General features: G+C 64.8%; 15 protein-coding genes. 8 read left to right on the top strand and 7 right to left on the bottom strand.

Annotated features, from left to right (window positions below; translation table 11 throughout):
* Positions 1-301 precede the first annotated feature (301 nt).
* The 5 genes from ACIQYU_RS10355 to ACIQYU_RS10335 all read left to right on the top strand — a co-directional run bounded on the left by ACIQYU_RS10355 (position 302) and on the right by ACIQYU_RS10335 (position 6,379).
* The gene (locus tag ACIQYU_RS10355) at positions 302-2,038 is read left to right on the top strand and encodes a type I secretion system permease/ATPase (protein ID WP_207836200.1); all 1,737 of its coding nucleotides are present in this window, start codon (positions 302-304) and stop codon (positions 2,036-2,038) included.
* 6 nt (positions 2,039-2,044) lie between these two features.
* Positions 2,045-3,385, top strand: a complete 1,341-nt coding sequence (locus ACIQYU_RS10350; protein ID WP_233687991.1) for an HlyD family type I secretion periplasmic adaptor subunit — start codon at positions 2,045-2,047, stop codon at positions 3,383-3,385.
* On the top strand, positions 3,386-4,714 hold the full coding sequence (locus ACIQYU_RS10345) for a TolC family outer membrane protein (protein WP_207836204.1): 1,329 nt from the start codon (positions 3,386-3,388) through the stop codon (positions 4,712-4,714).
* A gap of 87 nt (positions 4,715-4,801) precedes the next feature.
* Positions 4,802-5,665 (top strand): sensor domain-containing diguanylate cyclase, encoded by an 864-nt coding sequence (locus ACIQYU_RS10340; RefSeq protein WP_207836207.1) that lies wholly within the window; start codon positions 4,802-4,804, stop codon positions 5,663-5,665.
* A gap of 45 nt (positions 5,666-5,710) precedes the next feature.
* The gene (locus tag ACIQYU_RS10335) at positions 5,711-6,379 is read left to right on the top strand and encodes a bifunctional 2-polyprenyl-6-hydroxyphenol methylase/3-demethylubiquinol 3-O-methyltransferase UbiG (RefSeq protein WP_207836211.1); all 669 of its coding nucleotides are present in this window, start codon (positions 5,711-5,713) and stop codon (positions 6,377-6,379) included.
* A gap of 69 nt (positions 6,380-6,448) precedes the next feature.
* Here ACIQYU_RS10335 and quiC read toward each other — a convergent pair whose 3' ends face one another.
* Positions 6,449-8,356 (bottom strand): 3-dehydroshikimate dehydratase QuiC, encoded by a 1,908-nt coding sequence (gene quiC / locus ACIQYU_RS10330; RefSeq protein WP_402799435.1) that lies wholly within the window; start codon positions 8,354-8,356, stop codon positions 6,449-6,451.
* 288 nt (positions 8,357-8,644) lie between these two features.
* On the opposite strand from quiC, the gene ACIQYU_RS10325 reads away from it, so the two are divergent.
* Positions 8,645-10,018: an MFS transporter gene (locus tag ACIQYU_RS10325; protein WP_063913742.1), complete on the top strand. Its 1,374-nt coding sequence runs from the start codon at positions 8,645-8,647 to the stop codon at positions 10,016-10,018.
* A gap of 136 nt (positions 10,019-10,154) precedes the next feature.
* Here the strand turns inward: ACIQYU_RS10325 and ACIQYU_RS10320 are convergent, their stop codons facing one another.
* The 5 genes from ACIQYU_RS10320 to ACIQYU_RS10300 form a co-directional block, all read right to left on the bottom strand.
* On the bottom strand, positions 10,155-11,567 hold the full coding sequence (locus ACIQYU_RS10320; protein WP_402799432.1) for a DOPA decarboxylase: 1,413 nt from the start codon (positions 11,565-11,567) through the stop codon (positions 10,155-10,157).
* Positions 11,568-11,748: 181 nt separating this feature from the next.
* On the bottom strand, positions 11,749-12,693 hold the full coding sequence (locus tag ACIQYU_RS10315) for a LysR family transcriptional regulator (RefSeq protein ID WP_207836233.1): 945 nt from the start codon (positions 12,691-12,693) through the stop codon (positions 11,749-11,751).
* A gap of 139 nt (positions 12,694-12,832) precedes the next feature.
* Positions 12,833-13,543 carry a YebC/PmpR family DNA-binding transcriptional regulator gene (locus tag ACIQYU_RS10310; RefSeq protein ID WP_013972055.1) on the bottom strand — a complete coding sequence of 237 codons (711 nt, stop codon included), beginning with the start codon at positions 13,541-13,543 and terminating at the stop codon, positions 12,833-12,835.
* Positions 13,544-13,640: 97 nt separating this feature from the next.
* The gene (locus ACIQYU_RS10305; RefSeq protein WP_233687993.1) at positions 13,641-15,032 is read right to left on the bottom strand and encodes an FAD-dependent oxidoreductase; all 1,392 of its coding nucleotides are present in this window, start codon (positions 15,030-15,032) and stop codon (positions 13,641-13,643) included.
* Between the two features lie 15 nt (positions 15,033-15,047).
* Positions 15,048-16,364 carry an MFS transporter gene (locus tag ACIQYU_RS10300; RefSeq protein ID WP_233687994.1) on the bottom strand — a complete coding sequence of 439 codons (1,317 nt, stop codon included), beginning with the start codon at positions 16,362-16,364 and terminating at the stop codon, positions 15,048-15,050.
* 243 nt (positions 16,365-16,607) lie between these two features.
* Between ACIQYU_RS10300 and ACIQYU_RS10295 the strand changes: the two genes are divergently transcribed.
* Both ACIQYU_RS10295 and ACIQYU_RS10290 read left to right on the top strand, forming a co-directional pair.
* Positions 16,608-17,477 carry a LysR substrate-binding domain-containing protein gene (locus ACIQYU_RS10295; protein WP_063913748.1) on the top strand — a complete coding sequence of 290 codons (870 nt, stop codon included), beginning with the start codon at positions 16,608-16,610 and terminating at the stop codon, positions 17,475-17,477.
* 157 nt (positions 17,478-17,634) lie between these two features.
* On the top strand, positions 17,635-18,006 hold the full coding sequence (locus ACIQYU_RS10290) for a DUF2784 domain-containing protein (RefSeq protein WP_207836240.1): 372 nt from the start codon (positions 17,635-17,637) through the stop codon (positions 18,004-18,006).
* Here the strand turns inward: ACIQYU_RS10290 and tam are convergent.
* Entirely contained in the window at positions 17,996-18,772 is a 777-nt protein-coding gene (gene tam, locus ACIQYU_RS10285; RefSeq protein WP_063913750.1) for a trans-aconitate 2-methyltransferase, read from the bottom strand. The two genes, ACIQYU_RS10290 and tam, sit on opposite strands and share 11 nt — an antisense overlap.
* Positions 18,773-18,802 lie beyond the last annotated feature (30 nt).

Below are 18,802 nucleotides of genomic sequence, written 5' to 3'. Positions count from 1 at the left end.
CATCAGACTAAAGTCGCAGGCGAAAAGCTTGTCAATATTTCGTCGAAAAAAACACCACGCGATGATAATGCGTTGCAAATAGCTGTTTTATTGGCACTTATGAAAACTTCAAAGACCCGATAGAGCGAAACGATATTACCGTCCATGTCGCTGCAACCTACGCTCCAGCATGTGGGAGCTACGCAGCGTTTTGGACCATTCGCCATAAGAGCGATCCGCCTGCGAGCCAGCCAGAAGCCACGACTACCGCTGTACGGGGCGCCGCAAGGGCTTCCCGATTTGCGATAAAAGGGAGGCCCCGATGCACAAGCCACCACGCACTCGTTCCGAGCTGGCCGACGTGCTGTTCCGCCTGCGCCGTAGCTTTTTTGCCTTGGCCGCCTTCAGCGGTGTCATAAACGTCATGATGTTGACGCCAGCAATTTATATGTTGCAGGTGTACGACCGCGCTCTTGTCAGCCGCAACGTCACCACCCTGAGCATGCTCACCCTGCTGGTGATCGGTTTGTTCATGCTGATGTCAGCCCTGGAGATGGTCCGCACCCGCGTGCTGATCCGGGTAGGCAACTTCCTCGACATGGACCTCAACCGACGCATCTTCAGCGCCGCCTTCGAGCGCAACCTGAGCCGCGCCGGCGGCAACCCGGCCCAGGCCCTGCAGGACCTCGCGCAGGTGCGGCAGTTTCTGACCGGCAACGGCCTGTTCGCCTTCTTCGATGCCCCCTGGACGCCGATCTACCTGCTGGTCAGCTACCTGATCCACCCACTGCTGGGGCTGGTCACGCTGATCGGCTCGCTGATTCTGGTGGGCCTGGCCTACCTCACCGAAAAGGCCACGCAAAAACCCTTGGCCGAAGCCAACCAGGCGGCCATGTCGTCGGCCAGCTACGCCAACAACAACCTGCGCAACGCCGAAGTGATCGAAGCCATGGGCATGCTGCCGGCGATCGGCAAGCGCTGGTACCAGGGCCACTTGCGCATCCTGCAGATGCAGACCCTGGCCTCCGACCGCGCCGCGCTGATCAGCAGCACCGGGCGCTTCGTGCGCATTACCTTGCAGTCGGTAATCCTTGGCGCCGGCGCACTGTTGGCAATCGAAGGCAAGATCACCCCCGGCATGATGATCGCCTGCTCGATCCTCACCGGCCGCGCCCTGGCCCCGGTAGAGCAGGTGATCGCCGCGTGGAAGCAACTGCTGGGCTGCCGTTCCGCCTGGGGCCGGCTCAACGACCTGCTGCACGACTACCCGCAGCGGCCACCGAGCATGTCGCTACAGCGGCCACTGGGCATGCTGGCCGTGGAAAACGTGATCGCCGGCGCCCCCGGCACCAGCAACAACATCGTGCGCGGCGTCAGCTTCAGCCTGGTCCCGGGTGAAAGCCTGGGCATCATCGGCCCTTCGGCCTCCGGCAAGTCCACCCTCGCCCGCCTGCTGGTAGGCGTGTGGCCGACCCAGGCCGGCAAGGTGCGCCTGGACGGTGCCGATATCTTCACCTGGAACAAAGCCGAACTGGGGCCGTGGATCGGCTACCTGCCGCAGGACGTGGAGTTGTTCGAGGGCACCATCGCCGAGAACATCGCACGCTTCGCAGAAGTGGACAGCGAGGCGGTGATCCGCGCTGCCCGCAGCAGCGGCGTGCACGACATGATCCTGCGCTTCCCGCAGGGCTACGACACTCGTCTGGCCGCCGACGGCAGCCCGCTGTCCGGTGGCCAGAAGCAACGCATTGCCCTGGCCCGTGCGCTGTATGGCGAGCCGAACCTGGTAGTGCTGGACGAGCCCAACGCCAACCTCGATGACGTTGGCGAAAAGGCCCTGGTCGATGCGCTGGCCGAACTCAAGGCACGCGGTGCCACGGTAATCCTGATTTCCCACCGGCCCAATGTGCTGTGTGCGGTCGACAAGGTGCTGATGCTGCGTGACGGCGCTGTACACATGCTCGGCAGCCGCGACGAAGTGTTCGCGGCGCTGCGCAAGGCCAGCGTGATCCCGGCGGCAACCGCTGCGCCGCTGGCTTCGGTAAAAGCACGGGAGTGATCGATCATGCAGATGACCCAACACACCGAATTGATTCCCGCCGAGGCCCGCAACGGGATCGACCTGGACATGGGCCGGCCGGCACGCTGGGGCGTATGGATGGTCATCGCCGGCTTTGGCGGCTTCCTGCTGTGGTCGTGCCTGGCGCCACTGGATGCCGGGGTGGTCGCTACCGGCACGGTCAAGGTCACCAGCAACCGCAAGGCCGTACAGCACCTGACCGGCGGCACGGTCGAGGCAATCCTGGTGCGCGAAGGCGATATGGTGAAGCAAGGCCAGGAGGTGGTACGCCTCGACGCCCTGCGCGCAGTGGCCGAACAGGGCGCAGTCAGTGCCCAGTACATCGTCAGCAAGACCGTGGAAAACCGCCTGGAAGCCGAGCGCGATGGCCGCGACACGGTCACCTTCGACCCAGCCCTGCTCAAGCACTACGGCAACGACCCGCGCCTGCTGGCAGCCATGGACCTGCAACAACGCCTGCTGGACACCCGCCGCGCGGGCCTTGCCGGTGAACTGAGCATCCTCGAGGAAAACCTCGCCGCCACTGCGGTACAGCTCAAGGGCCTGCAGCAGGTGTACGGCGCCCGTGCCTCGCAGATTGGCTTCCTCAACCAGGAACTGCAAGGCACCCGCGTGCTGGCCGCCGAAGGCTACGTGCCGCGCAACCGCCTGCTGGAGCTGGAGCGCAACAATGCCGACCTGTCCGCCGGCCAGGCGGAAAACCTCAACAACATTGCCCGCACGCGCAGCCAGGCCACCGAGATCAAGCTGCGCATGCTGCAACGCCAGCACGACTACCTCAAGGAAGTGGAGTCGCAACTGACCGATACCGCCAAGGAGAACACCACCCTGGCCGACCGCCTGCGCGCGCTGGACTACGAAGTGACCCACACGGTGATCCGCTCGCCGATCGACGGCATGGTCCAGGCCCTGAGCATTGCCACGGTCGGCGGCATCATCCAGCCTGGGGTCAAGATCATGGAGGTGGTTCCGCTCGACCAGCCGCTGCAGGTCGACGCGATGATCCCGGTACAGGCCATCGACAAGATGGTCCCGGGCCTGGACGTGGACCTCGCCTTCCCGGCCTTCAACCATGCGAAGACGCCGAACATCCCAGGGCGGGTCAAGACCATCTCCGCCGACCGCCTGATGGACGAAGAAAGCAAACAGCCGTACTACCTGGCCCAGGTTGAGGTGACGCAGGACGGCATGGGCCTGCTGGGCAGCAATCACATCCGCCCCGGCATGCCGGCCACCGTCACCATCAAGACCGGCGAGCGCAACCTGCTAAGCTACCTGCTAAAACCGATGCTCGAACGCGTGGACGCCTCGTTCAAGGAGCAGTGAATGAATCACCGGTGCCTGATGCTTTGCCTGTTGGGGTTGTCCGCACAGACCAGTGCCATGGACCTGAAACAAGCCTGGGACCTGCTGCAGTACCAGGGCCCGATCTACCGCGCCGCGGTGCACGAGAAAGAAGCCGGCAGCGAGAACCGCGCCATCGGCCAGGCCGGCCTGCTACCGCAGATCAACGCGGCTGGCTACTTCAACAAGGTCAATGGCAGCCAGCGGCAGAGTGGCCGGGACAGCGACCTGGACTATGACTCCAAGGGCGCCAACGTGCGTTTGCGCCAACCGCTGTTCAACAAGCAGAAGATGGCCGAATACCGTCAGGGCCAGCAACGTGCCGACTACAGCGTGGCAGTGTTCGACGCCAAGAGCCAGGACGCTGCGGTGCGCCTGGCCGACGCTTACTTCGACGTGCTGCTGGCCAGCGAAACCATCACCCTGGCCAAGGCCAAGCTGAATGCCTTCGAAGAGCAGCTGGCGTCGGCGAAGCGGCGCATGGAGCTGGGTGCCGGCACCATCACCGACATCGACGAGTCGGTGGCCCGCCGCGACCTGGCCGAGGCTGACCTGATCGAGGCCCAGGACAACCTGGTCAACGCCCGCCGCAAGCTGGAGGAATACATCGGTGAAACCCCGCAGTCGCTGACCACCTTGCAGCCAGGCTTCAACACACCGCCCCTGATACCGGGCAACCTGCAGGACTGGCTGGTCAAGGCCCAGGCCGACAGCCCGTTGATTCATGCGCGCCGGCACAGCTACGAGCTGGCCGAAGAAGAAGTGAAGCGCGCCCGCGCCGGGCACTGGCCGACCCTGGATTTCGTGGCGGGCTATACCGCTGGCAGCAGCCAGTCGATTTCCGAACTGAACCAGCGCAACCACTACAGCTCGATCGGGCTGGAGCTGAACATTCCGCTGTACAGCGGTGGCGGTACCAGTGCCCTCACCCGCCAGGCCAGTGCCAACAGTTCCAAGGCCCTGGATGAACTGGACGCCACGCGCCAGGAAGTGATTTCCGGCACCACTCGCGAGTACCGCGGCGTGCAGAGTGGCGCCTTGCGCATTCAGGCGCTGGAAAAGGCTGTGGCGTCCAACGAACGCTCGCTGCTTTCGGCCCGCAAGGGCTTCAAGGAAGGCGGCACCAGCACCAACTCCGATGTGCTCAATGCCGAAGAGTTGCTGTATGACGCCCGTCACGACCTGTTCGAGGCGAAGCTGAACTACCTGATGTCGCGGCTGCGCCTGGCGTCGTCGGTGGGTAGCCTGGGGGATGACGATATCCAGCAGATCAACGATTACCTTGGACCGGAACTGGTGGTGAGCAACTGACTATCGGCCCGCTCCCACAGCGGCGCCTACCGCATTTTGTTCCATTTCAGGCTATGATCGGTGACCCCGCCGCGGACGCCCTGACCTATGCCCGTCGACCTGCAAGCGTTATACCCCAGGCTGATCCACCTGATGCTGGACACGGTGTTCGTGGTCGACAGGGACAACCAGATCGTTTTCGTCAGCGATGCCTGCGAGGCGCTGCTGGGCTACCAGGCCTGCGAACTGATCGGCACCCCGATCACCGACTATATGCACCCTGACGACCTGGCGATCACGCGTGCATCGATCGTCCGGGTGATGAGCGGCCATCCCCATTACGACTTCCGCAACCGCTACATCCGCAAGGATGGCGGTATCGTGCATATCCTGTGGGCGGCCTGCTGGTCCGACGAGGCCGATGCCCGCATCGGTGTGGCGCGGGATATCACCGCCCAACGCCAGGCCGAGGACGAACTGCGCTTCCTGGCCCACCATGACCCCCTCACCCGCCTGGCCAACCGGGCCATGTTCAACGAGCGGCTTGACACCGCCCTTGCCGCGGCCCGGCGCCACAACCACCCGCTGGCGTTGCTGTTCATCGATATCAATGACTTCAAGGACATCAACGATAACCATGGGCACAGCGTGGGTGACCGGGTGCTGTGCACCTTGGCACGGCGCCTGGAAGGCTGTGTGAGTGCGACCGATACAGTAGCCCGAATGGGCGGTGACGAGTTCACCGTGCTACTGACCGACTACGCATCGCCAGAGACCATTGCCGAGCAGGTGGCACGTATCCTGGCAGCCATGGCCGAGCCACTCGGCGCCGAGTTTGCGGGCATCGACGCGCCTTCCTGCAGCATTGGCGTGGCCTGTTTCCCCGAGGACGGCAGCGACGCCGACATGCTGCTGCGCCATGCTGATGGCGATATGTACCGGGTCAAGCGACAGCGCGCTGCGGCCAGCTGATCGCTCTGGCGGCCGCTGGTGGAATCGACCACAACGGAGATGACCATGCGCAACCCTGAAGATACCTTGCTCGATAGCTGGCAGCACAACGCCCAGGCCTGGATCGATGCGGTGCGCAGTGGCGCCATCGAGAGCCGCCGCCAGGTCACCGATCAGGCCATCCTGCTGGCCATTCTTGGTCGCCAACCCGAACGCGTGCTCGACCTGGGCTGTGGTGAAGGCTGGCTGTTGCGGGCGCTGGGCGACCGTGGTGTCGAAGCAGTAGGTGTGGATGGTGACCGGGCGCTGGTGGATGCCGCGCGCGCTGCGGGTTCCGCCGAGGTGCACCTGGCCAGCTATGCACAGCTGGTCGATGCGCAGGCCTATGTTGGCCAGGACTATGACCTGGTCTGTGCCAACTTCGCCCTGTTGCAGCAGGACATCATCCCGCTGCTGGCGGCGATGAATGCGTTGCTGGTGCCAGGCGGTGCGCTGGTGATCCAGACCCTGCACCCATGGAGTGTGGCGGATGGGAATTACCAGGATGGCTGGCGGGAGGAGTCGTTTGCCGGGCTCGCCGGGGATTGGCACGTGATGCCTTGGTACTTCCGCACCCTGGCCAGCTGGCTGAACGCGCTGGACATGGCGGGGTTGCGGCTGGTCGGTTTGCAGGAGCCACAGCACCCACAGAGTGCGCTGCCGCAGTCGCTGCTGTTGGTGGCCGAGCGCCCTTGAAGCATACACGGTCGGTGTAGGAACGGCCCATCACGACACAAGGCCGCTCCTACAGGGACCGCGCCAGGGTCAGAGGACCGGCTTGCGCACCGCCCCGCTGCGGGCCTTGGCCATGGCCGCCAGGCGCACCGCGACGTTGGCCGCACCGTAACCGGCATACCCCCCCTTGCGCTGGATGATCTCGAAGAAGAAACGCTCTTCGAACGGCTCGGTGTACACGTGGAACAGCTCGCCACCCTGGGCATCGCGGTCGTACAGCACGTTGTAGTAGGCCAGTTCGCTGAGGAATTCGTCGTCGAAATCGAAACGCGCCGCCAGGTCGTCGTAGTAGTTCAGCGGGATCTCCAGCAGCGGTACGCCAGCCAGTTTGGCCCGCGCCACTTCGCGGAAGATGTCGTCGCAATCGAAGGCAATGTGGTGCACCCCCGAACCTCGGTAGCTGGACAGCGCATGGGCGATGGCGGTATTGCGGTTTTCCGAAATGTTCAACGGCAGGCGCAAGGTGCCGCACTGGCTGCGCAGGGCGCGGCTCTTGACCAACCCGTAAGGGTCCGGCAGCACCACTTCGTCATCGGCAGCGAAATCGAACAGGCTCTTGTAGAACAGCACCCAGCTGTCCAGCGACTCGGCTGGCAGGGCCAGGGCCATGTGGTCGATGCGGCGCAGGCCGCCGGTGGCCGTGGCGCTCTTGTCCAGGCTGAAGTCGGTGTCGTACAGGGTCTGGCCAGCGGTGCCCTGCTCCACCAGGTACAGCAGGCTGCCATCCGGCGCTCGTACCGCCGGCACTTCACACTCGTTAGGCCCGACCAGGCCACGGAACGGCTGGCCACGGTAGGCGGTGGCACGCTTCAGGGCAGCTTGCTGGTCCTTGACCCGCAGCGCGGTGGCGCACAGCGACGGCCCGTGGGCCTCGAAGAAGTTGTGGCCGAAGGAATAGGGTTCGGCGTTCAGCACAATGTTGATATCGCCCTGGCGCAGCAGTTGCACCGCTTTGCTGCGGTGCTTGCCGGCTTCGGCAAAGCCCAGGCGCTTCAGCCAGCTACCCAGGCGCGCGCCAACGGCCTCGTCGACCGCGAATTCGAGGAACTCCACACCGTCATAGGCACTGGCCGCCGGTGGGGTGAACAGCACACCGGGTTCGATCGGCGTGCCTTCCTGCTCCAGGCGCAGGCGAGTCTGCTCCTCGAGGTACAGCAGCGAACGCAGGCCGTCGGCGGCATTCTGCCGGGGCGGTGCAGCGCGGAAGCCGTCGTTGAATATTTCCAGCGACAGCGGCCCGCTGTAGCCGGTGGCGAGGATTGGCGCCAGGAAACCGGCCATGTCCATCTCGCCCTGCCCCGGGAAGCAACGGAAGTGACGGCTCCACTCCAGCACATCCATGGCCAGGATCGGCGCATCGGCCATTTGCACGAAGAAGATCTTGTCGCCGGGGATATCGCGGATCGCGCTCGGGTCGCCCTTGAGCGACAAGGTGTGGAAGCTGTCGAGGATCACCCCGAGGGCCGGGTGGTCAGCCTGGCGCACCAGGCTCCAGACTTGCTGGTAGGTATTGACATGGCGGCCCCAGGCCAGGGCTTCGTAGCCAATGCGCAGGCCGCGTTTGCCGGCGTGCTCGGCCAGCAGGCGCAAGTCGTCGACCAACAACTGTTCTTCGCTCAGGGCATCGGCCTGGACGTTGCTGCACACCAGCACCAGGTCGGTACCCAGTTCCTGCATCAGGTCGAATTTGCGCTCGGCGCGGTCGAGGTTTTTCTGCAGGCGGTCGCGGCGGCAGCCTTCAAAGTCGCGGAACGGCTGGAACAGGGTGATGGCAATACCCAGGTCGGCGCACATCTGCCGCACCTGGCGCGGGCTGCCAGCGTAATAGAGCAGGTCGTTTTCGAAGATCTCGACGCCGTCAAAACCGGCGGCGGCGATGGCTTCGAGCTTTTCCGGCAGGGTGCCGCTCAAGGACACGGTAGCGATCGAACGCTGCATGGCGGGAGTTCCTTGTTGTTAGAGGGAGACGGTGCCAGACAGGTAAAAAAACACTGTCACAGTTTATGGCACGATCGATTATTCGCAGGTAGAGTCGTCGCTTCAATCTCTTTGTACGGAATGGTTAGTTTTGCGTTCGATTATCGCACAATACCCGTTTTAGCGAATTGCCAGTCCGCTGGCCCGTGGTCAACATGAACCACAGACGCAGGCACACCGACCACTGCCTCCTGCCTTGGCTAACCTCCGGCGGAACCTGCGCTAACAACAATAACAACGGAGACAACGATGGCTCACTCCAGCTCTCAAGCCAAGAAAGCGACCGCCAGTGGATGGATAGGCTCGGCACTCGAGTACTACGACTTCTTCATCTACGCCCAGGCCGCTGCGCTGATTTTCCCGCAGATCTTCTTCCCTAACACCGACCCGAAAATGGCCATCATTGCCTCGCTGGCCACCTACGGCGTGGGTTACCTGGCGCGCCCGTTCGGCGCCTTCGTGCTGGGCCACTGGGGTGACACCCGCGGCCGCAAGAACGTACTGTTGCTGTGCATGTTCCTGATGGGCCTGTCGACCATGGCCGTGGGCCTGCTGCCCACCTACCACGACATCGGCCTGCTCGCCCCGGCCCTGCTGGTGGTGCTGCGCCTGATCCAGGGCTTTGCCGTGGCCGGTGAAATTTCCGGTGCCAGTTCGATGATCATGGAACATGCGCCATTCGGTCGACGGGGCTACTACGCCAGCTTCACCCTGCAAGGCGTACAGGCTGGCCAGGTGCTGGCGGCGGCCGTGTTCCTGCCACTGGCCTACTTCATGCCCAGCGAAGCCTTCAACGACTGGGGCTGGCGCATTCCATTCCTGATGAGCGCCATCGTGCTGATTGCCGGCTTCATCATCCGTAAGGAAGTGCACGAAACCCCGGCGTTCGTGAAGGAAGAGAAGCAGGACAAAGTCGCCAAGTCGCCGATCAGCGAGGCCTTCCGCCACAGCTGGAAGCACATGGTGCTGGTGATGTTCATGGCGCTGATGAACGTGATCCCGGTGGTGGCCACCATCTTCGGTGCGGCCTACGCGGTACAGCCGGCCTATGGCATCGGCTTCGACAAGAGCGTGTACCTGTGGATTCCGGTAGTCGGCAACATCGTTGCGGTGCTGGTGATTCCGTTTGTCGGCAACCTGTCCGACAAGATCGGCCGTCGCCCGACCATGATCGCCGGTTGCCTGGGCTCGGGCCTGCTGGCCTTCCTCTACCTGTATGCGATCAGCATCCAGAACGTACCGCTGGCGTTCGCCTCGTCGATCGTCATGTGGGGGATGGTGTACCAGGGCTACAACGCGGTGTTCCCCAGCTTCTACCCAGAGCTGTTCCACACCCGCTACCGCGTTTCGGCCATGGCCATCGCGCAGAACATCGGCACCATGCTGACCGCCATGCTGCCGGCGCTGTTCGCCCTGGTTGCTCCGCCCGGCTCGGACAACATCCCGCTGGTGGTTGGTGGGCTGGCGTTCTTCATCACCTGCGTGTGCGCCCTGGCAGCGTACATTGCCCCGGAAACCCATCGCCTGGCGATGGAAGACCTGGGTAACCCCGATGCCAAGCCGATGGACAAGACCACCTATGAAGCTAGCCGTAAAGGTAGCTTTCAGGCAGTGAGCCACTGATCGATTGCAGGGGGCTGCTCTGCAGCCCATTCGCGGGCAAGCCCGCTCCCACAGGGTCGCATCAAGCCTGAGGCCGATGCAGTCCCTGTAGGAGCGGGCTTGCCCGCGAATGGGCCGCAACGCGGCCCCGGCAATTTCAGCCCTTGACCACTTCCTGCAGGCGCGCCCAGAGCTGTTCGACATCCCCCCGCTCGGTCGGCAGCGCGCCAATCGACACCCGCACCATCCACCGCCCATCCAGCGTCGCCGGCGTCACATAGGCATCCCCGGACGCATTCAGCCGCTCGGCCCACCCCTTGGTATGCGCATCCAGCGCCTCCCCCTCCAGCCCCGCAGGCCGATGGCGAATGCACAACGTCTGCAACTGCACCGGCGCCAGTACCTCCCACTCCCCAGCCGCCGCAACCTGCCCGGCCAGCCATTGGGCATTGTCCAGGTCACGCCGCAGCCGTGCCTGCAACGCCTCAACGCCCTCGCTGCGCAGCATGAACCACAGCTTCAACGCCCGGAACCGGCGGCCCAGCGGGATACCCCAGTCACGCAGGTTCTTCACCTCGCCATCCACCGCCGACTGCAGGTAGCTGGGGTTGGTGCTCATGACCCGGATCAGGTGCTGCGGGTCGCGCACGTAGTAGATCGAGCAATCGAAGGCTACGCCCAGCCACTTGTGCGCGTTGACCACCAGCGAATCGGCCAGCTCGATGCCGTCCCACATCCAGCGGCATTCCGGCAGGATCATCGCCGAGCCGGCCATGGCCGAGTCCACGTGCAGCCACAGGCCATGGGCCTGGGCGATCTCGCCGATCGGGCGCAGCGGGTCGAGCGCCGTGGTGGCGGTGGTACCGGTGGTCGCGACCACGGCGCAGGGCTGGTTGCCGGCGGCCAGGTCCTGCTCGATCGCCGCCTGCAGTGCTTGCGGGCGCATGGCGTAGCGTTCGTCGGTCGGGATCAGGCGGATGTTGTCGCGGCCAAAACCGGCCAGCAGTGCTGCCTTGTCCACCGAGCTGTGGGCGTGGGCACTGACATAGACGATCAGCGGCCTGGCCTGGGCTTGCAGGCCGCCGCGCACCAGTGCGTAGTCGCTGGCGCGTTCGCGCGCACAGATCAGCGCCACCAGGGTGCTGGTGGATGCGGTGTCCTGGATCACCCCGCTCCATTGGCCAGACAGGCCGAGCAACTGACGCAGCCAGTCGAGGGTGGTTTCCTCCAGCTCGCTCAGGGCCGGGCTGGACTGCCACGACAGGCCCAATACGCCAAGGCCGGTGCTGAGGAAGTCACCGAGGACCGACGACAGGGTGCCGTTGGAGGGGAAGTAGCCGTAGAAGTCCGGGTGCTGCCAATGGGACAGGCCGGGCATGACCAACTGGTTGACGTCGTCGAGGATCGCTGCGAAAGGTTCGCCTTGCTGAGGGGCCTGTGCGGGCAAGGCAGCCTTGAGGTAGCCGGGCTCGACCTGGGCCATGACCGGGCGCTCGCCAACGGTTTGGCGGTAATCGGCGATAAGGTCGATCAGTTGGTGGCCGTACTGGCGGAATTGTTCGGGGGTCACCTGGGGTCTCCTGTGGGTTGTTCGCTGCCTGTACTGGCCTCTTCGCGGGTAAACCCGCTCCCACAGGCATGGCATCGCTTGTGGGAGCGGGTTTACCCGCGAAGAGGCCGGTACAGACAACACATTGCACCCAGTCTAGGCACCTATCCCGAAGTGAATAACCCCGCTTCGCGCATACCTGTTATGGCAAACCCGCATGCCCGCCCTGCACACCAAACTGCGACTGGCGCCACAACTCGAACACCCGGTTGCGCAACCAGCGGTGCTCGGCCGAGGCCTGCAGGCGCTGGTGCCATACCACCCAGTAGCGCTGGCTGTGGTCGATGAAACCCAGCGGCCGCCAGGCCAGGTCATGCAGGCGACACAGCTGCCGGGCGATATGCTCGGGGACGGTGGCCAGCGCCTGGCTGTTGGCGATCACCTGCACGGTGGCTGAGAAGAACGGCACTTCCAGGCTGACCCGCCGTTGCAGGCCCTGGACGCGCAGATGGCGGTCAATGAAGCTGTCCTTGTCACCACCGCCGGAAATACGCACATGCTTGTGCGCCAGATAGTCGGCCTGGCTGAGCGCACCGTGGGCGACCAGCGGATGGTCGTGGCGCATCAGGCACACCGCGCGGTCTTCGCCCAACAGACGCCCGTGCAGGTTGGGTGGCGACTCGTCGAACAAGGTGGTGGCCAGGTCGATCTCACCGCTGGCCAGCAAGGCGTACTGGCCGGCCTGCCAGGTGCGGTACTCCAGCGATACGCCCGGCGCTTCGCGCTCCAGCGCCGCCACCAGCAGCGGCAGCATGTGCTCGGCCACATAGTCGGACGCTGCCAGGCAGAAGCGCCGCTCGCAACGCGCCGGGTCGAATACTGCGGGCTGGCGCAGGGCGTGCAGTTCTTCGAGAACCTGGCGCAGGGGTTCGACCAGGGCTTCGGCGTGTTCGCTTAGCACGTAACCGCGGCCCTGGCGAACCAGCAACGGGTCGTCAAAGGCTTCGCGCAGGTGGGCCAGCTGGCGGCTAAGGGCGGACTGGCTGACGCCCAGACGCTCGGCGGCGTGGCTGAGGTTCTTCAGCTGCAGCAGGTGGTCGAGGGTGCGCAGGTGGGCGAGGCTGAGGGAGGCGAAGGTGGGGTTCATCGGGGTTCGGCTCCAGACCGCTGGCGAGGGCTTTGCCCTCGTTTCGCGACACAATGCCGCTCCCACATGGAGTATGCGTTCCACTGTGGGAGCGGCCTTGCGTCGCGAAAGGGCCGCAAAGCGGCCCCGGATACGCAGATCAGTCAGTCAGGCCGACATACACGTTCTGCACATCATCGTTCTCGTCGATCGCCTCGAGGAACGCTTCCACCTCGGCCAATGCTTCAGCACTCAGGCTGGCCGCGCTCACCGGGTTTTTCGGGGTGTAGCCGATCTTCGCCGAAGTCACGGTAAAGCCATGCTCCGGCAGGGCTTTCTGCACCGCGTCCAGGTCGGTGGTGTCGGTGATGAACAGGGTCGAACCCTCTTCGTCGCCTTCCTCGAAGTCCTGGGCACCGGCTTCGATGGCCGCCATTTCCGGGTCGGCATCGCCATTCGGGGTGGCTTCGATCAGGCCGACGTGGTTGAAGTCCCAGGCCACCGAACCGCTGGCACCCAGCTGGCCCTTGCGGAACAGCACGCGGATTTGCGCGACGGTACGGTTGACGTTGTCGGTCAGGCACTCGACGATCAGCGGTACCTGGTGCGGGGCGAAGCCTTCGTAGCTAACCGCCGAGTACTGCACGGCATCGCCGTCCAGGCCCGCGCCCTTGCGGATTGCGCGCTCCAGGGTCTCGCGGGTCATCGAGGCCTTCTTGGCCTGCTCGATGGCCAGGCGCAGGCGCGGGTTCATGTCCGGGTCGGCACCGGACTTGGCAGCGATCTGGATCTCTTTGGACAGCTTGCCCATGATCTTGCCTTTGGCGTTGGCCGCGGCTTCTTTATGTTTGGCTTTCCACTGTGCGCCCATGTCGACTCTCTTGTTTCAGCGGCCGGTTCAGGAAGCGACCGGCCAAAAGTGGGTGCAGTTTATACGCCCTCTGGCCTGTGTTCGACAAGAAATCTCATCAGCCTTTGTCCGCCTTGCCTGCCGCCGCGGCAAACCGCGCCAACCGCACATCCAGCCGGCGCGGACGCAAACCATGGTCCTCGGCCCGCTCCTTGCGGCGGATGGCATTGCGCACCATCAGCGAGCCCAGGTAGCGGATCGGCTCGGGGGGGAACAGCCCCAGCGGCCCTTTCACCAACGGCGAACGGGTCCACGGGTTGTCCAGCCCCAGCGCCAGCGACGAGAGAATCTGCCCACCCATGTGGCACGGCCCGACGCCACTGCCGGAGTAACCAAAGCCGTAGAATACGTTGCCCTGCCCGTCCAGCCGGCCAAAGAACGGCAAACCGGTCACCGAGCGATCGGACGGCCCGTTCCAGCTGGCCGCCAGCGGCACCTCGGCCAGCGCCGGGAAAAACCCGCCCAGGCTTTCGCGCAGCAGCGGCCGGTACGGCGACGGCTGGTCGAACACCGGCAGCATGCGCCCGCCATAGGCGAAGGTATTGCCGCCCTTGCCGAGCATCAGCCGACCATCGGAGGTGTTGTGGTAGTAGTGCACGAAAATCCGCGAATCGAGCACGCTGATGCCGCTGTCCAGGCCAATCTGGTGCAGCAGCTCGGGACACGGCTCGGTGATCACCATGTCGCTGGAAACGATCGCCACGCTGCGCTCGAACTGCGGGAAAGCCCGCGCCATCCAGGCATTCAGGCCCAGGACCACGCGGTCGGCGCGCACCGTGCCATGGGCCGTGCGCACCTGCACCGGGGTGCCGTGCTCCAGGCCAGTCATGGCGCTGCCCTCATGGATACGCACGCCGCGCTGCAAGGCCACCCGGCGCAAGCCGCGCACCAGCTTGCCCGGCTGCACCGTGGCCGCGGCCGGCGAAAACCAGCCTTCCAGGTGCCGCGCCGAACCCGCCAGGCGCTGCACCTGCTGCAGCGGCAGGCGGCGAAACGAATTGATCCCCCTGTGCTCCAGCGCAGCAATTACCGCGTCGGTGGCGCCGACCTGGGCGGCATTGGTGGCGGTGTACAGCGTGCCGTCAAGGCGGTAATCGCAATCGATGCCATTGGCCGCGCAGAACGCGCCGATTTCACCGATGCTGCGCTCCGACTCGCGCACCAGGCGCACCGCCTCGGTCACCCCGAACAGGCGCTCGAGGGTGAAGTACTTGGCCGACCAGGACAACGCGCAGCCACCATTGCGGCCACTGGCACCGGCGCCGCAGATATCGGCCTCGATCAGCACGATATCCAGGGCCGGCACCGCCTCCTTGAGCATCAGTGCGGTCCACAGGCCGGTGTAGCCGCCACCGACGATGCATACATCGCAACGGGCATCGCCTTGCAGCGGAGGGCACACCGCCTCCTGCGCCGAATCCAGGGCCTGTTGCAGCCAGAAGGGTCTCATTCGCTCGCTTTCCTTTCAGGTACGCAGTGGCTTGATTGCCATGCTGGTATTCGGTGCCACATCGGTGCTTTGCACAGCGCTGGCCGGTCGGCTGTTCCAGTGCGGCAGCAGCACCAGCGCCGAGAACAGGGCACAGCCGGCAAACACGATGAACACCGTGACACCATCGAAGTAACCCGGTAGCAGCCCGCCCAGTACCGCCCCCACCGAGCCGCAGCCATTGACGAAGCCCGCTGCGGTGGCACCGGCCTTGGCGGTGCCGAAGTCGATGGCCGCAGCGCCGCTGATCATCGAGTCCGGCCCGTACAGGGTCAGGCCCATGACGAACAGCAGGGCCACCACCAGGATCACGCTGCCGGTGTGCATGGCCGCCATGAATGCCGCCAGGGCCACGGTCAGCAGCAGCAGGCTGATGACACAGGCCGGCATGCGCCGGGCGCCGAACAGCTTGTCGGAGGCCAGGCCAATGATGATAGGGCCGAGCAGCCCGGCCAGTTCGAAGGCTGTCGGGATGATCGCTGCACCTACCTTGCCCACCGAAGGCATCTGCTCGAAGACGATCACCGGCCCCCACAGCAGGATGGCGTAGCGCGCCGGCTTCAACAGGAAGTACGCCAGCCCCAGGGTCAGCACCGTGCGGTTGCGCAGGATCTCCTTCAGCGGCGCCCACACGCTGCACAGGTTGCCGGCCGGGGCCATGCTCTGCGGCTCGGGCTCCACCGCCGGCAGGCCAACGTCTTCAGGTTTGTTGCGCTGCAGGAAGAAGAACAGCACGGCCACCAGCGCCACCACCGCGGCACTGGAGAAGAACGCCGCGTGCCAGGTACCGACCAGGGTATAGGCCCACCAGCCGGCGAACGGCGAGGCCACCAGGCCGCCAAAGGCATAGCAGGAACTCCACAGGCCCAGCACCCGCCCACGCTGCGACGCGGGGAAGAAGCTGCCGATGTTCTTGCACAACCCGGCCCAGCCGGTGGATTGCGCCAGGCCCTGTACCAGCATGCAGGTGGCGAAGATCGGGAAGGTCGCGTAACTGCCCATCACCACCGCCGCGGCAGCAGAAATCACCAGGCCGCCGAGCACCACCACGCGCGGGCCAAAGCGGTCGGCAAGCATGCCCCAGGTGAACTGGCCCACGGCGTAGGCGGCCAGGTAGATGGCGTCGAGGTTGGCCATGGCGGCCTTGTCGAGCATGAAGCCGGGGTCTTCAGCGATGCCCAGCTTGGCCACCGAGAAGGCCTTGCGGGTGAAGTAGAAGGCGGCGTAGGCCAGCCAGGTAATGGCGAAAATCTGGAGGCGCCAGCGTTTGAACGCGGCTAGGGATTGGTTCATGTAAGTCTGACCTCTTGCTCAAGTGTGCCGGCAGAATGTGAAGAAACGCCTGTCTTGTTCTTGTGTTACGCACAGCGATGACGAGGCTGTCATCGGGTCAGATGGCACCGTGTGGGCGCCATGGCCCTGGCGGCGCTTGTGGTGCCTGCGTCGGGCTGACATGCATGGAAACAGTTGCAGTAAGATAAATAAAATCGATTTATCGTATTTCACACATAAGCCCAGCTTGTTACTGAGGTCGTCATGTCGGTTTCCCACGCACAACTCAAGGCCTTCCATGCCGTGGCAGTTCACGGCAGCTTTACCCGCGCCGCCGAGAAGCTGTTTCTTACCCAGCCCGCGGTGTCGGACCAGGTGCGCAAACTGGAGGAGCGCTTCGGCGTGTTGCTGTTCCACCGCAACAAGCGCTCGGTGCAGCTCACCGACCTCGGCGAGCGCCTGCTGGGTATCAGCCAGCGCCTGTTCGCCTGCGAGGCCGAAGCCCATGAACTGCTGCAGGATTCGCGTGCGCTGCACACCGGCAGCCTGGTACTGGCAGTGGATGCGCCAGTGCACGTGCTGCCGCAGATCGCCCGCTTCTGCCAGCGCTACCCGGGCATCCAGGTGAAGATCGAGACCGGCAACACCGACGAGTCGCTGGCCCGGCTGTTCAGCTACCAGGCCGACCTGGCCCTGCTGGGGCGGGACGTCGACGATGAGCGGCTGCACTGCCTGCCGCTGCGTCGCGACCCGATGGTGGCGTTCGTCTCCCACCAGCACCCATGGGCCAGCCGTGGCGCGATCAGCCTGGCGGATCTGGACGATATGCCGCTGGTGCTGCGCGAGCCCGGGTCGGTGACGCGGCAGACGCTGGAAGAAGAGATGCAACGGGCCGGGCTGCGGATTCGCCCGGCGATCCAGGTGGAAGGCCGGGAAGCGGCGCGGGAAGCGGTGGTGGTGGGGATTGGTGTGGGGGTGGTGTCGGCGGCGGAGTTTGGTGCGGATGCGCGGGTGTGTGCGTTGCCGATCGTCGATTGCCAGCGGCACCTGACCGAGACATTGGTGTGCCTGAGTGAACAGCGCACGCGGCGGGTGGTGGCGACCTTCCTGCAGATGGTGGAGGAAGGGTTGTAAGCCTGTGCCGGCCTCTTCGCGGGTAAACCCGCTCCCACAGATCCCCCACAGTTCTCAGGTTCCGTGGAGTACCTGTGGGAGCGGGTTTACCCGCGAAGAGGCCAGTACAGGCAACCCATCTATGCTGGGAAGAACTCAATTCACAAAACAACTCCTCATGCTCTACCGCCTTGCCGCCGACACCCTGGTCCTGCTGCACCTGGCCTTCATCCTGCTGGTGCTGTTCGGCGGCCTGCTGGTGCTGCGCTGGCGCCCTGCCCTGCTGCTGCACCTGCCGGCCCTGACCTGGGGCCTGGCGGTAGAATGCCTGCACCTGGGCTGCCCGCTGACCACCTGGGAAAACCGCATGCGCAGCGCTGCCGGTGACGCGGGCTATCAGGGCGGCTTCGTCGAGCACTACATCTGGCCATTGATCTACCCCGCCGGGCTGACCCCGCACATCCAGCTGCTGCTGGGCACTTTCGTACTGCTGCTCAACCTCGGCATCTACAGCTACGTGGCCTGGCGCTGGCGCCGCCCTAGCGGGTAGCGATCACGAACAGCCGCGGGAACGGCAACAGCACCTTGCCATCGGTGGCCGGCGGGTAGTCGCGCTGCATCGCCTGCAGGTACATCTGCAGGAAATCCACCTGCTCCTGCGCCTCCAACCGCCCCAGATACGGACGCAAGGCAGAACCCTTGAACCATTCCACCACGGCTTCGGCGCCGCCGGCCAACGGGTGATGGTAGGTGGTACGCCACACATCCACCCGCGCACACAGCGGGCTGAGCAGGTCGTAGTAGAACGCCGCGTTGTGCCGTGGCGGCAGCTGGAAATCGGCGAACTTCGCCGCCCAGGGCCCCTGGCTGGCGATTTCGCGCAGTTGCCGATGGGCCGGCTCGTCGAGGTTGTCCGGGGTCTGCACGGCCAGGCTGGCACCTTCGCTCAGCTGGCGCACCAGGTGCGGATACAGCGAGGCATGGTCAGGTACCCATTGCAGCGAGGCATTGGCCAGGATCAGGTCCTGCGGCTCGGGGGCGGACCAGCCTGCAATGTCACCAATGACCGTGCGCACGCGGGGGATGCACAGCCGTTTGCGCTCGCGGGCCTTGTCGATCATGTCCGGGTCGCTGTCCAGGGCCGTCACCTGGGCATCCGGGTAACGTTGCAGCAGCACCTCGGTGGAATTGCCGGGGCCACAGCCCAGATCGGTGGCGTGGCGGACCGGGCGTGGCGGCACGGCGGCGAGCAGGTCGCGCACGGCGCGCGTGCGTTCGTCTTCGAACTGGGAATACTGGGTGGCGGACCAGGCCATGTGAAGCTCCTTTGGGCGGGCAATGTGTTC

Origin of the sequence: Pseudomonas sp. NPDC096925 (assembly GCF_044762545.1) — a bacterium.
In the GTDB taxonomy this organism is placed as follows: domain Bacteria; phylum Pseudomonadota; class Gammaproteobacteria; order Pseudomonadales; family Pseudomonadaceae; genus Aquipseudomonas.
This window is presented reverse-complemented; position numbering and strand designations above follow the sequence as displayed.

Bases quoted from the DNA above. Each gene is read 5' to 3' on its own strand.
- ACIQYU_RS10355 (WP_207836200.1), top strand. From the start codon at position 302: ATGCACAAGCCACCACGCACTCGTTCCGAGCTGGCCGACGTGCTGTTC.
- ACIQYU_RS10345 (WP_207836204.1), top strand. From the start codon at position 3,386: ATGAATCACCGGTGCCTGATGCTTTGCCTGTTGGGGTTGTCCGCACAG.
- ACIQYU_RS10325 (WP_063913742.1), top strand. From the start codon at position 8,645: ATGGCTCACTCCAGCTCTCAAGCCAAGAAAGCGACCGCCAGTGGATGG.
- ACIQYU_RS10290 (WP_207836240.1), top strand. From the start codon at position 17,635: ATGCTCTACCGCCTTGCCGCCGACACCCTGGTCCTGCTGCACCTGGCC.
- ACIQYU_RS10315 (WP_207836233.1), bottom strand. From the start codon at position 12,693: ATGAACCCCACCTTCGCCTCCCTCAGCCTCGCCCACCTGCGCACCCTC.
- quiC (WP_402799435.1), bottom strand. From the start codon at position 8,356: ATGCAGCGTTCGATCGCTACCGTGTCCTTGAGCGGCACCCTGCCGGAA.
- ACIQYU_RS10310 (WP_013972055.1), bottom strand. From the start codon at position 13,543: ATGGGCGCACAGTGGAAAGCCAAACATAAAGAAGCCGCGGCCAACGCC.
- ACIQYU_RS10295 (WP_063913748.1), top strand. From the start codon at position 16,608: ATGTCGGTTTCCCACGCACAACTCAAGGCCTTCCATGCCGTGGCAGTT.
- ACIQYU_RS10350 (WP_233687991.1), top strand. From the start codon at position 2,045: ATGCAGATGACCCAACACACCGAATTGATTCCCGCCGAGGCCCGCAAC.
- ACIQYU_RS10340 (WP_207836207.1), top strand. From the start codon at position 4,802: ATGCCCGTCGACCTGCAAGCGTTATACCCCAGGCTGATCCACCTGATG.
- tam (WP_063913750.1), bottom strand. From the start codon at position 18,772: ATGGCCTGGTCCGCCACCCAGTATTCCCAGTTCGAAGACGAACGCACG.
- ACIQYU_RS10300 (WP_233687994.1), bottom strand. From the start codon at position 16,364: ATGAACCAATCCCTAGCCGCGTTCAAACGCTGGCGCCTCCAGATTTTC.
- ACIQYU_RS10305 (WP_233687993.1), bottom strand. From the start codon at position 15,032: ATGAGACCCTTCTGGCTGCAACAGGCCCTGGATTCGGCGCAGGAGGCG.
- ACIQYU_RS10335 (WP_207836211.1), top strand. From the start codon at position 5,711: ATGCGCAACCCTGAAGATACCTTGCTCGATAGCTGGCAGCACAACGCC.